Genomic DNA, 13,465 nt, shown 5'->3' with positions numbered 1-13,465 from the left:
CTTTGTAGAATTCTAATCTCATTTTTCGAGGTGGTCTCAATGACGGAGAAGAAACAACTAATAGACTTCGAAACCATTGTTTATCTGATTCTGACTCTGTTTATTCCTTTGTTTGTCACCAAGGGATTCACACACGAGCCTTCAACCGGAAAACATCTCTTCTACGTTGTCGGATTCACAGTAATCTTCCTTTCTGTGTTTATTAGGAAGAGAGAGGTTTTGATGCGATTTGGGTACGTACATCTGGCCTTTTTCGGAATCGGAATCGCTGCCTTACTCTCGTTGATTGTGGTTTCGATGGACAATCCTCAGTACTTCAGGTACTCTTTGGAGATTGCTCTTTATGTTGTGTTCCTTTCCTTCACCGCGATCTATATTTCCAGCAAATGGGACTCCGTCGAGAAGATTGAAGTAATTATGCTGTTCTTCTTGATTGGAGCAGCCGTTGTCGCAGCTGATGCACTCCTTAACTTCTACCTGGGATTTGACATTTTTCTAGGCAAGGTCGGAGAACCTTTTGCAAGAGCCTCCGCTAGATCGACTATTGGAAACCCGAATTTCGTCTCTGATTACATGGGCATGACAATTCCTATGATCTTCTATTTCCTGATCTCCAGAAGACCACTCGGGATTCTGTTCAAGAGTGCAAGAAGTCAACTTATCCTTAAGATAATCATGCTGGTATTCTTGATTCCGATGGTAGCCTCTGTATTTGTATCACAGACAAGAACGGTAATAACTGCGATATTCATAGGCAATCTACTATTCTTGCTATTGTACTTCTTCTTGAGGAAAGGAAAGAAGCCAGAAGCTCTGGAAACCTCTGAAGAGAAGAAGTTGAAAAGACTCTCACTCATCTTTCTTCTCTTGGCTCTAGTAATCATAGCCGTATTGTCATATCTTTATCTCACACCATCTCCCCTGACCGGCGACGGAAAAATCAATATCACTGCCAGACTTGAATATGTATTAACTTCCTCTGGATCGTGGAAAGAGAGGTTCTCAGCATGGTACAACTCGCTTTTCCAGTGGCTCGATGATAACAATAAGCTGAGAATCCCTTTCGGGAGTGGAATCGGAACGTTTCAGCTGTATCATCTCTTATACAGTCCTCAGGTACTTAACCATAGTCCTGACTTCATGCCTGTATGGAATAATTTCAAGAGGACTCACAACGACTACATCCAGGGTCTGGGAGAGATGGGAATCATCGGCCTCCTCTTCATTGTATTGATGGTCGGCCTACTGGTCTTCAGGTACGTAAAAAACTTGTTCAGAATAGACAATAAGAGGGATCTGCTGCTTTATGGCTCCCTGGGAGCGGGAATATTTTCCCTGGCAGTTCACAGTTTCTTTGAATTTCCTCTCCATATGCAGCCAAATCTTATGCTGGCCATCTTTTTGGGATCTATCGCCGTTGGAAAGTACTTCAATCCAGATCTTAAGGAAAGAAAGCTTCCAAGAGTTCCTGCTGTGGTGGCCTTGTTCGCTATAGCCGCCGTACTGATCTTCCTGAAGACGTCGGCGTTTCTTGGAGAGGGCTTCTTCAGGATTGGACAAACTAACCAGCAGTATTATCTTGCTTACTATAATCAAGCACAGAACATCAATCTAAGTGCTCTTCAGCAAATCAAGAATGAGATCAGCACTTTCTCTGGCAACTACGCTCACCTGCAAGATGTCGCGAGTTATATGAATGTGAAGGGAAGCGAGATCCGATCGAAGTATCCTGGCGCCAATCAAATCGATCTTCTTGAGCTAGCTGAAAAAGAGAGACAGAGCGAGATCAGAAAACTATTGGATGAGATAAACAATCGAATAAACCAGTACAACTTCTATATTTCCAAGGCGGGGGAGTTCTATGATAAGGCATTAGACGATTTCAAACTTTCAAATAGACTGTATCCCGTATTTGGCAAACCCTTATGGTATATTGCAGGCCTGGGGACAAAGGCACAGCGACTTGAGACAGTGAGAGACAACCCGGAGCTCATGAAATCGATTCTAACAGGGAAGGATGAGTATTCCTCTGACATAATACTTGAGTTCAAGGGAGATCCCGAAATAATTCCGGTTCATAGAACAAGCATTAGAACTCTTCCGTTCGCTGAGTTCTTCCAGAAGCACGCTTCGGTTTTCGACAATCCTGAACTTGTGTCGGGCTTACAGCTTTACTTCATTACACAGATTCAGATGATACTCGATGCTGCCGACTACTATGAATCATCTGTTATACTGTTCAGCGAGCGCCAGACGCCAAGGATTCTTGGCCGCCTATACACAAGCTTGAATAGCGAACTCAAGAAGTACTTCAACTTCATCAATTCTAGAGAAAGCACTGTGGTCTCTGCCTTCGGAGAAAGCGGAGAGTTCAGGCAGATAATCATAGATCTGGTATACGAAAGTGGTATTCGAGCAACTTACTGGTTTGATCTTGCGATCACTCTTCTTCCCGGCACATGGAACAGATACCCGGACTGGGAGGACATCTACATTGAATACTTGAACTCAATACCCTCGATTGTTGATTCTATAGATGCACAGAAACTGAAGATACTTGAGGTTGTCCGGAAACACGTATGGGCCTGTGAGAACATGGGACCGGCAACTCCAGACGAAACACTGCAATTCGCAGTACAGTGGGGCAGATCAAATCTTTCTGGAGAAGAATTAAGTAACTTCGAGCAAAATCTGAAAAATATTTACGAAAGAGTGGTCAATCTAAATAGGGATCTGATTGAGAAGACGCCCAATCTTCCAGAGAAAACCGTTGATCAGATACAAAGCTTAATCTCGCTCTTCGAAACGCTTTGAGTGATTTTCCCTGGTATACATTTAGCTAGGTAAATGATATAATACTTCTGGAGGTGTCCTTTGAAGAAGTTCTATGTTACCACGCCAATATACTACATAAATAGTGAGCCTCACATTGGCTCTGCCTATACTACAATAATTGCAGATGTAATTGCCAGATATAGGAGACTCTCCGGCTATGAAGTATTCTTCCTCACTGGCACCGATGAGCACGGTCAAAAGGTCTTGAATGAAGCGCTAACGAGAAATATCAATGCTCAGGAATACTGCAATATAATGGCCGCCAAATTTATAAAGCTCTGGAAAGATCTTGAATTGACGAACGATGGGTTCGTGAGAACTACTGATGAGAATCACATGAGAGCCGTGCAGGAATTCGTTTCACGACTAAAGGAAAACGGTGATATATATAAGGGAAGATATGAAGGGTGGTACTGCATACCAGATGAAACTTTCTGGAATGAGGAAGATCTGAAGGAAGGAAAGACTTGCCCAGAATGTGGTCGCGAAGTGAAATGGGTGAGTGAAGAGAACTACTTTTTTAGACTTTCTAAGTACAATGATCCTCTTCTCAAACTCTACAAAGAGAACCCTGAATTTGTCCAACCGTATTTTAGAAGAAATGAAATGCTGAAAATTCTCGAATCCGGGCTGAAGGATTTAAGTATAACGAGAACGTCTTTCAATTGGGGGGTACCGATGCCTGACGATCCAGAACACGTGATTTATGTTTGGGTGGACGCGCTGATAAACTACTTGAGTGCAATCGGGTTCCCGAATGATCACGACTCCTTTGAACGGTATTGGCCCGCCGATGTGCATCTGATTGGAAAGGAGATAAATCGTTTTCACTCAATTATTTGGCCAGCTATGCTTATGTCTGCTGGAATCTCTTTGCCTAAGCAGGTTTATGCCCACGGATGGCTAACAATTAATGGTCAGAAGATCTCCAAGTCATTGGGAAACGCGATAAGTCCGATGAGCTTTGTCAAGGTTTACGGTAACGACGCTCTGAGATACTACCTCCTAAGGGATATCCAGTTTGGTCGCGATGGCGACTTTTCCGAAGACAACCTTATTGGCAGAATCAACGCAGATCTTGCAAACGATCTGGGTAATCTTCTGCATAGAACAGTCGTGATGATTCAGAAGTTCAATGACGGAGTTGTTCCTGAAAGAGGCGTAGAAGAGATGGTTGATGAGTCCCTTAAAGAGCTTTTGGAAAGCACCTTTTCCACATATGTGGACTCAATGGATAGACTCAGGTTCACACAGGCACTTGAAAGCGTCTGGGAACTCATAAGATATGGTAACAAATACATCGATCTGACTGAGCCATGGAAGCTCGGGAAAGACAACGAAAAGAAAACGAGACTAGACACTGTCCTGCACAATCTTGTCTGTGTTCTTGGAAATGTGTCGTTAATGATTGAACCGGTTATGTTCAATACTGCAAAGGAGATTCGAAAGCGATTAGGTATTGAGTCGAGAATGACTCTTCAAGACCTTGACTGGGCCGATCCGCTTTTTGGAAGTAGAGTCAGTCACGGTGAACCGATTTTTCCGAGAATTGACATAGAAAAACATAAGAAGGTGACAGACTTGAACGGTCAGGATACTAAGCCTGAAACAGAAAATAACGTTCTGATAGCAATCGACGAATTCACCAGGGTTGAACTTAGGGTGGCGGCTGTAATTGAGGCGGAGAACGTTCCGAAATCCAAGAAACTTGTCAAGTTGCAGCTCGATCTAGGTGAACTTGGCAAGCGGCAGGTCGTAGCTGGAATCGCTCAATTCTACAGCCCGGAAGAATTGGTCGGTCTGAAGGTGGTGGTGGTCGCTAATCTTCAACCTGCAAAACTGATGGGGATTGAGTCAAACGGGATGCTTCTTGCCGCAAAGATAGGAAATGCGCTTTCACTGCTAACTGTTCATAAGGATCTGCTTCCAGGCGCCAAAGTTTCGTGACAAGTAGAGGAGGAATACGTCTTTGCCTGAAGAAATTATCCACAAGAATATTGATGATGAACTGATTAATTCATACATGCTCTACTCTATGAGCGTTATAGTAGGGAGAGCGATCCCGGATCTGCGCGATGGTCTGAAACCTGTTCAGAGAAGGATTCTTTTCGGGATGTCGGAATTGGGTCTTCGTCATAATCAAAGTTTCAAGAAAAGCGCCCGTATAGTCGGAGAAGTCATGGGAAAGTTCCATCCCCACGGCGATGCTGCCATTTACGACGCTCTAGTGAGAATGGCTCAACCATTCTCTATGCGTTATCCTCTTGTCGAAGGGCAGGGCAACTTCGGATCAGTCGATAGAGATCCTCCCGCTGCCATGAGGTATACCGAAGCACGAATGCAGACTCTTGCAGAAGAATTGCTTCAGGACATCGATAAGAGCACCGTACCGATGATGCCGAATTTTGATGGGTCTCTTTCAGAACCTGATGTGCTTCCTACTAAAATCCCAAACCTACTCCTGAATGGCACTTCTGGAATTGCCGTGGGAATGATGACGAGCATACCACCACACAACCTAATCGAAATAGTTGATTCCCTAAATCTGCTGATCAAGGATCCAGATTGTACGGTTTCCGATCTCTTGAAATTCGTGAAGGGACCGGATTTTCCTACTGGCGGAATGATAATGGATGCAGGATCCATCCCTTCAATATATGAGGAAGGGAAAGGAAGAATCACCATTAGAGCTATTGCCGAGATTGAAGAGTCAGGTGGAAGTCCTCAAATAGTTGTCCATGAGATACCTTACAACATATCGAAGGCAGATCTAATTCAGCAGATAGTTAGCGCAACTCAGAACCACCGCGACCTTCAGATAAGAAACATAAGGGATGAGTCCGATCAAAAAGGGCTCAGGGTAGTTATTGAACTGAAACGCGGTGCCGATCCTAACGTAGTCCTTAATCTTCTTTTCAAGCATACACAGCTTCAAACAACCTTTAGCGTGAACATGCTGGTTATCGACGAGAAGAAGCGCCCAAGAGTAATGAATCTTAAGCAAATACTTCAGGGCTTTCTTTTTCACCGGTTCAATGTAATTAGAGCAAAGACTGAATACGATCTTGAGCAAGCATCCAGAAGAGCTCACATTGTCGAGGGGCTGACGAAGGCGACAAGATCTATTGATACAGTTGTAGACATAATAAGGAATTCGGCTAATACGGAAGAGGCATCCAGGAATCTGATGGAAACACTTGAAGTAACTGAGGAGCAAAGCGCCGCGATTCTAGACATGCGAATGGGCAAGCTTACAGGAATGGAAATCGAGAAGCTTCTCAGTGAGTACAGGGATTTGGTAGCCAAGATCAACGAGTACAGATTGATTCTAGGAAGTGATGAAAAGGTCTATGAGATCATTGTTAAGGAGCTCGATGAAATAAAGACCAAGTACGGAGATGCTAGACGCACAAGGATTGATTTGGGCAATGGAAGGGATTTTGACATCGAAGACATGATTCCGGATGAAGAGATCGTCTTGATGGTAACAAAGAAGGGGTACATAAAATCTACACCTCTTGAAAGTTACAGAAAGCAAGGGCGTGGCGGCAAAGGCGTCATCGGAGTAAGAACGGGCGAAGAGGATTTCGTTGTCAACATTCTTACAACAACCAGGCTTAGCAAGACAGTTATCATCACATCAAAGGGAAAAGCATACGTACTTAGCAACCACATCATCGATCACTCTTCTAGAGACTCAAAGGGAAAGCTTCTCGCCAACTACATCAAGATCGATCCCGATGAGAACGTACAGGCAGTCCTTTCAACGAGAAAGGAAGAGGTTCAAGGAAAGCATCTGGTTATTACCACTAGATCTGGCAAGATCAAGAAGACGGTATTCGAGGCCTTCCTGAATGTGAGGGTATCCGGAATTAGGGCAATCGGTTTGAACGAGAACGATAGGGTGATAGATGCTTCACTTGCATCAAGGGAAGATGATACCATTATTATTTCAACAAGGAACGGTATGGTAACTAGATTTCCGCTTGTACAGGTACGTGCAATGGGAAGAGGAGCAGCAGGAGTTATGGGCATAAGACTGAAGAAGAATGACGAGGTCGTTGGAGCCAGCATCGTTTCTGCTGACGACAAAAGATTCCTCCTGACAACTACAGAAAAGGGAGGAGGAAAGAGAACCTGCATTTCCGAGTATAGATGCCAGAATCGGGGAGGCATGGGTGTAAAGAACATCTACGGACTCGAGAAGATCGGTCCTGTTGTCGGAACTCTCGTCGTGACCGACGAAGACGAGATTATTCTTGCGACCAAGTTGGGCATGTCAATAAGAATTCCTATCTCACAAGTTAGACCGACCGGAAGAATAACCAAGGGAGTTAGGATAGTGGACCTAAAAGAAAACGATACCGTCGCTACGATGGCAGTTGTCGTTGATTAATAACCCAGCCAAGAATAGGGGGTGTAATGAATTGACTCTGACCGAGAAACAAAAGAAGATTCTGGAGTACATTGAGAATTTCATTAAGCTCTATGGTTACCCGCCTAGCATAAGAGATATCTGCAGAGACTTTGAAATATCTTCTCCAAGGGGAGTGGCAAAGCATCTTGAGTCACTTGAGAAGAAGGGTTACATTGAAAGAACCGGCGTTTCTCGCGGAATAAGAGTCTTGAAGAGTCCTGACGGCTCATCGCTTGAACCTGGCGAAGATGTTGTCATGCTCCCTGTTATTGGTAACGTAGCAGCGGGTGAGGCTGTCCAAGCTGTCCAGACTGAGGAAGAGAAGATTCCTGTTCCTTTGTGGATGATAAGAAGAGGTTTTGAATACTACATGCTGAAAGTAACCGGGAACAGCATGATTGACTCTCATATCATGAGCGGTGACTTTGTTATTATTAGAAAACAGGAATGGGCTAATAACGGTGATATTGTTGTGGCCCTAATAGACGACGAGTATGCTACCCTTAAGAGATATGAGAACGAGGGACCTAAGATTAGGCTGGTGCCTTCAAACCCGGAGATGCTTCCAATTGTCGTTGAAGCAAACAGGGTGAAAATCCAGGGACGGCTTTCCGGTGTACTCCGCTGGTACAAATAGCAAAGCCATTTCTAAGGAGTATGGACATGAAAATCGCAGTTGCTTCTGATCACGCTGCCTATCAGCTCAAAGATTTCGTTGTAAACTACATCAGAGAAAAGGGTCATTCAGTGGTCGACTTCGGTCCTGAATCTGGTGAACGATCTGTTGATTATCCAGACTATGCCGATAAGGTATGTAAGTCGGTAACGAGCGGAGACTCCGACTTCGGTGTTTTACTATGTGGGACTGGAATTGGCATGTCGATTGCCGCAAACAAGCATCGGGGTGTTCGCGCTGCTCTTTGCCTATTTCCGGAAATGGCCGCACTTGCCAGAAGGCACAACCATGCTAACGTTCTCGTGCTGGGTGGAAGGTTGATAGGTAGCGAGCTAGCCGGTTGGATAGTGGAAGCTTTTCTCGCTTCATCTGAAGAGGGTGGACGTCACCAGGTCAGAGTGAACAAGCTTGAGACTGGACCTTCCGGGGACAGGGTGAATGGAAATTGATAACTTACTATGACAGAAGACATCTCTTTCATCTACCTATGAAAGAATTGGAAGACGGCCTTTGGATCGAAAATCCGGACAAACCTGAAAGGATAGAGGCAATTCGCAGCACGCTGGAGACCGCGGGCTTTCGTATTAGGGAACCAAGAGATTACCACTGTTCTCATCTTTATCAGGTGCATACACCAGAGTACGTTGAATGGTTAAGAGAAAAGAGTCTCTCAGTATCAAGAGACAGAGAGTACTTCCCCGAGGTCTTTGGATATGACAAACTCTTCGATACTGGCACGCCGGTCACCTCGGGTTGCTATGTTGGAGGGCTTGCTGCCGTTTCCACAGCCTTAAACGCCGTCGATTCAATCCTCGACAGTGAAAGTGTTTCCTATGCTCTTTGCCGACCCCCAGGACATCATGCCGGTATATCGACTGGTGGAGGATACTGCTACTTCAACAATGCAGCAATTGCCGCGCGATACTACCAAAAACACACTAGAGGCTTCGTCGCAATTCTTGACGTCGATTTCCATCATGGAAACGGAACTCAGGAGATCTTCTACTACGACGACACGGTATTCTATGTCTCCATTCATGGCGATCCAAAGATATTCTACCCCTGGATAAGCGGCAACTCTTGGGAGATTGGTTCCGATTCGGGCGAAGGTTTCAACATGAATTTCCCTCTTCCGGGTGGCACAGAGGGACCTGAATACATGCGAACTCTTTCGAAAGCACTTCAGGAAATCGATGATTTTTCCCCTGACTTGCTTATAATTTCTCTTGGAATTGACAGCCACAAAAACGACGGGATAGGCCATTTCAGCCTGAACAATGAGGACTTCTCAATGATGGGGAAACTCATACAGGAAGTTGATGTTCAAAAGCTTATTGTACAGGAGGGTGGCTACAACCCTGTTGCGAACTCAGAATCTGTGCTTAACTTTTTGACTGCAGTAGTTTAACTCAACTCACCAATAAAGAAAGCGCGACTAAGCCGCGCTTTCTTTATCTTCTTAGAATGCAGGCCCAAAACCAAAGAAGGGAGTTCCATAATACGGCTTGCCATACATGGAATTCTGTTCAGCAAGGCTCGTGTTGTATCCGTAACCAAGACGAACCAACCCAATCATTGGAATTGATATATCTATGCAAAGACCAAAATCAGCAAGAAAGTTTCCTCCGATTATGTCCCCGCCCGAACTGTTCCGATAGAAAAGCAAGTCACCGAACCCAACTATGTCAACAGGTATTGACGATGTTTCCGGTGTCAACGGATATCTCAGCTGGGCAGAACCGACAGTTACACCGTAGGAATTCTGACCGATACTCTGAGAACCCCTTACCCTAATGAGAGAGTCCGGGCTAAACAGATAGTTTCTGAAGACACCGTTAGAAGAGAGCGGGAAAAGCTGCTGCGTTCTTATCCTGAAGCCAAGAACTGGATCTCCTATTGACATGAAATTCTTGTACTCTGCATATCCCGAAAGGAACAGTTTGTCGTCCTTCCCAAGGATACCTCTAGCAGTGAGGCCGGCAAGATACTCACTTCCCATTGTCGGCCTTAGGATGTCATCTCGGGTAGAGAGCTGATAACTTATCCCAGTAAACAGCCCGTCAAAGCTTTCGGAGACGCTCCCAGTATCGTCGCCAGTCGCAGGCTTAGTCTCTGTAGAAACCTTGCTCTCTGACATAATATACTCATACCCCGCAGTAAACCCAATTTTTTGTCCGGGTGACAGCTTGTAACTTGGAGTAAATGAGAGCATGAACTCTGTATCCTGAGAAGCTTTGGTTACTATGGTATCGGTGGAATCGATTGTTGTCGTAAATCCAGTAAATTTCAGTCTGAAGGCCGTGTCCAAATCAAGCCTGGAACCACCGATCTTGGGAATCGAATAGCCTATAGTGGCATCAAAGGCCGGTCTTCTCGTTGTTGTTTCCGTGGCTCCTTCAGTCAAAACAACTTCTTTGTTGTTGGGCATTGGAAGGGTAACACTGAGCGTAGTTGAGATATTCTGACCATAACCCCACACATTGAGCAGTCCCAGATCAAGATAAAGATTCAGACCATTCTGCCATCCTCCGCCGCCACCAATCCTGTTGTTTTTATCGGTTTCCGTAAGCGTGATCTTCACATCCAATGCATCGCTACCTACAGGAACAGGAGCAATATCCACTTTCGAGAAGTAACCTGTGTTGTTTAAGAAGGCATATGTGTTTCTAAGCTCATCCAAGGACAAAACCTTACCCTTCTCAATGACGATTTTGTCATTGATGAGATAATCCTGAGTCTTCTTTGGACCATCAAATTCAACTGTTACGTCTCTCACTAAGGGCTCAGTTATCTTCAGACTGAAGAAGCCGATTTTTTCATCAATTACCGGCTCAATTCTCATAAAGGGATAACCCCTATCGGTATATAAGTCTTGAACTGCCTGAATTGCCTTTGCCGCAATCTCATTGTCAACCTTCTGACCTTCAGCAAGACCGGTCTGTCTAAGGATTTCTCCTTTCTGCAAGTTAACGTTCCCCTCAATAAAGACACTTCTTAATTCGAATCCCGATTTTACATACTCTATCGGCGTGAAAGTGATACTCATTGATAATGCGCTGCTTTCCCTAACTTCATCGGGAAGCGTCACCTGTCTCACGCTTTTCAGGGCGTTATTCAGTGTCACGATCATCGCCTGATAAGTTCTGTCATCGAATCCCCACTGTCCGTTTGAATTAGCATAATAAGTGGAGTAAATCGTCTGAACGACTCTGTTAATGTCTTCGACTCTTGGAACATACTTTTTCTTAGAATTGACCCATCTAATCAGGATCGAAGTATCGTAATACTTTTTCAAATAATCTATCTCCAATCTACTAAGGAGATAGGATTTAGCTTCATCCGATATTGGAGCATCGATCGAAAGCTCCCACAGGAAAGAGATTTTAACTGTAAAAGTGACCTTCACCTTATCAGTAACATTGCCTGAAAAAACGTCGGCTCTGTCTTTATCGGTCTCCCACTCTACCCGTACAAACGGTTCTATATAACCGCTTTCAGCCAGTTTGCTCTCTATTGCTTCTAGGGTTAAGGGAATATCATACATCAACCTTGAAGGATTCATAGGTTTGCCACTCTTGATAACTGAAGCAGCTTCGAGTAGAGATGTTTCAACGATTTTCGGACCGTCGAAAACAACTGAAACCTCTACAACAGGGTACTCTTTGACCTGAACTGTCAGAAGTCTGGATGCTTCATCAAAGCTGTGATACACATCGGAAAAGTAACCACTGTTCTTCACTCTCTCTATCGCCTCTTCTAGTTCAGAACCGCTTATTTCCTTTCCACGCTGAATGTTCAGAATCTCTAGAACTTCGTTGTCTGAGATCACTCTGTTGTCAAGAACAGCGATCCTTGACGGAACGATGCTTGCCAAACCAAACCCACATAGCAAAAGCAGACTAAGAATAATCGATAATCTTCTAATGGACATCCGATAAACCTCCCAGTGAAATTTCTGCCTCCTGAAGAATTTCAAGAATCATCTTCATTTTGACTGGAAAAACGAAACAGTCGTTCCCCAGAACTTCTCTGAATTGAGCCGAGGAGAAAGAATAACCATCTTCATCTAGAACTCTCTCTATTGTCCAGTCTACATTGTCTTTCATAGTAATCACAGCAAATAGAGTCGATGGGACATCACCTACAGGCTGACAGTCGACACTTGAAAGAATGAACAGTGCGCTAACCTCTGTACCAATCCCAGGCTCTGAACGAATTTCGAAGTTGCCTCCCGTAGATTCAGCTGCAAACTTCAGCATCGGCAAGCCTAATCCGAAATTGACTTTCTTTTTCTTTTCCGTATAGAAAGGATCCATGACTGCTTCCAAAGATTGAGCATTAATGCCCTTACCCCAGTCCACAACCGAGAAAAAGAGAGTCTCTTCCTTCCTTTCTTCGATCGTTAACTTCGCTGTTTTTGTTCCAGAATCTACTGAGTTCTGAGCAATATCCAGTATGTGGTCGCAGATTGTTCTCAGTCCCATATTATACTCAACGCCCTTCCTGAGGAAAAAATCGCAGTTTTGAACTCCTCGAAGCTTCTTGTGCTGGCCGAAATTGCCACTGTGGGCTTGATCAGGTCTAAACTATGTGCATCACTTGAATGTATAATGTTTTTCGTCTGCAGCCCCCGCTTCAGAGTCCTTTCAAAAGAAATCTCCATGGGCACTTCTATACATTCTTCTGGTACAAGTCCGAGCTGCACAATGAGACCCATTTTCCTATCAATATGAGCCATTACCGAAATCCCACCATTCTCTTCTACAGTCTTAAGAGTCTCAGAAATGCTCAGAGAAGCTGGCTGTCCAAGCCAGATTTCCTCCATACCTACAAAAGAATCATTCTCATCCACCAACAACTGATAACCAGATATCTCAGGGTCTATCGTAACTATCGGAAGCTTCTCTCTCTTAAGAAATGCAGAATACCCTTCTGCTGACGAAACATCTGGAAAATACGCTAATACGTGAACATCCTCAAGTGTGTGTACTTCTATGCCGGGGATCACGGAAACCCCCACTTCTTGAAGAACACTGCTGAAAACTCTAACGTTACCCGCACTGTTATGATCCGTAATAGCAATCCAATCGATCCCTCTTGATACACATACTTTTGCAATCTCGCCTGGCGTCATTGTAATTTCGGCACATGGAGAGAGACAGCTATGAATGTGAAAGTCGCAAAGAAACTGCAAAACACTTCAGCCCTTGAAACCACTCTTTATTAGCCTGTAAACAAGATCGAAGGTAGTTTCTTCGCTTTCCATAAGGACGATTCCCGTTTCCTCGGCCTTTCTAATAGTCGCGTCGTCGAAGTGAAGACCATTACACAACACAATTGCTTTGACCCCTACAATAGTGGCAACTGCCAGAATATTCATATGAGACTGAACAGTCAACCAGATAGAATTCGATGGGGCATTTCCCATTACGTCGCTAAGCAAGTCTCCAATGTAAGCATCCGATATGTCAGCCTCGAGAGGTAAGTCTGTGACTACTTTTGTCCCACATTTGTCAACCAGTTCGCTCAATCTCATG

10 protein-coding genes are annotated in these 13,465 nt (G+C 44.4%); 6 read left to right on the top strand and 4 right to left on the bottom strand.

Features of this window, described 5'->3' with window-relative positions:
* Positions 1–39: 39 nt before the first annotated feature.
* Genes RJ60_RS02385 through RJ60_RS02360 form a run of 6 tightly spaced genes read left to right on the top strand, consistent with a single transcriptional unit; the run spans position 40 to position 9,336 of the window.
* Positions 40–2,814, top strand: a complete 2,775-nt coding sequence (locus RJ60_RS02385; protein ID WP_099828775.1) for an O-antigen ligase family protein — start codon at positions 40–42, stop codon at positions 2,812–2,814.
* A 60-nt stretch (positions 2,815–2,874) separates the two neighbouring features.
* Positions 2,875–4,782, top strand: coding sequence for a methionine--tRNA ligase (gene metG, locus RJ60_RS02380; RefSeq protein WP_099828774.1), 1,908 nt, complete (start codon positions 2,875–2,877; stop codon positions 4,780–4,782).
* Positions 4,783–4,804: 22 nt separating this feature from the next.
* Positions 4,805–7,231, top strand: coding sequence for a DNA gyrase subunit A (gene gyrA / locus RJ60_RS02375; RefSeq protein ID WP_099828773.1), 2,427 nt, complete (start codon positions 4,805–4,807; stop codon positions 7,229–7,231).
* A gap of 31 nt (positions 7,232–7,262) precedes the next feature.
* A complete protein-coding gene (lexA, locus tag RJ60_RS02370; protein WP_099828772.1) occupies positions 7,263–7,889 on the top strand; it encodes a transcriptional repressor LexA in 627 nt (208 codons plus the stop codon).
* A 26-nt stretch (positions 7,890–7,915) separates the two neighbouring features.
* Positions 7,916–8,377, top strand: coding sequence for a ribose 5-phosphate isomerase B (gene rpiB, locus RJ60_RS02365; protein ID WP_099828771.1), 462 nt, complete (start codon positions 7,916–7,918; stop codon positions 8,375–8,377).
* A complete protein-coding gene (locus tag RJ60_RS02360) occupies positions 8,374–9,336 on the top strand; it encodes a histone deacetylase family protein (protein ID WP_099828770.1) in 963 nt (320 codons plus the stop codon). Before rpiB ends, RJ60_RS02360 begins: the two co-directional genes overlap by 4 nt.
* A 51-nt stretch (positions 9,337–9,387) precedes the next feature.
* Here RJ60_RS02360 and RJ60_RS02355 read toward each other — a convergent pair whose 3' ends face one another.
* From RJ60_RS02355 to RJ60_RS02340, 4 genes are read right to left on the bottom strand one after another with little or no spacing between them, the layout of a single operon-like run.
* Positions 9,388–11,859, bottom strand: a complete 2,472-nt coding sequence (locus RJ60_RS02355; protein WP_099828769.1) for an outer membrane protein assembly factor — start codon at positions 11,857–11,859, stop codon at positions 9,388–9,390.
* Positions 11,849–12,412 (bottom strand): ATP-binding protein, encoded by a 564-nt coding sequence (locus RJ60_RS02350; protein ID WP_099828768.1) that lies wholly within the window; start codon positions 12,410–12,412, stop codon positions 11,849–11,851. Before RJ60_RS02350 ends, RJ60_RS02355 begins: the two co-directional genes overlap by 11 nt.
* On the bottom strand, positions 12,403–13,122 hold the full coding sequence (locus RJ60_RS02345; RefSeq protein WP_099828767.1) for a PHP domain-containing protein: 720 nt from the start codon (positions 13,120–13,122) through the stop codon (positions 12,403–12,405). Before RJ60_RS02345 ends, RJ60_RS02350 begins: the two co-directional genes overlap by 10 nt.
* 6 nt (positions 13,123–13,128) lie before the next feature.
* Positions 13,129–13,464 (bottom strand): iron-sulfur binding hydrogenase, encoded by a 336-nt coding sequence (locus tag RJ60_RS02340; protein WP_099828766.1) that lies wholly within the window; start codon positions 13,462–13,464, stop codon positions 13,129–13,131.
* Between the last annotated feature and the right edge of the window lies 1 nt (position 13,465).

The organism is Mesotoga sp. B105.6.4, from assembly GCF_002896535.1.
GTDB lineage: Bacteria > Thermotogota > Thermotogae > Petrotogales > Kosmotogaceae > Mesotoga.
This window is presented reverse-complemented; position numbering and strand designations above follow the sequence as displayed.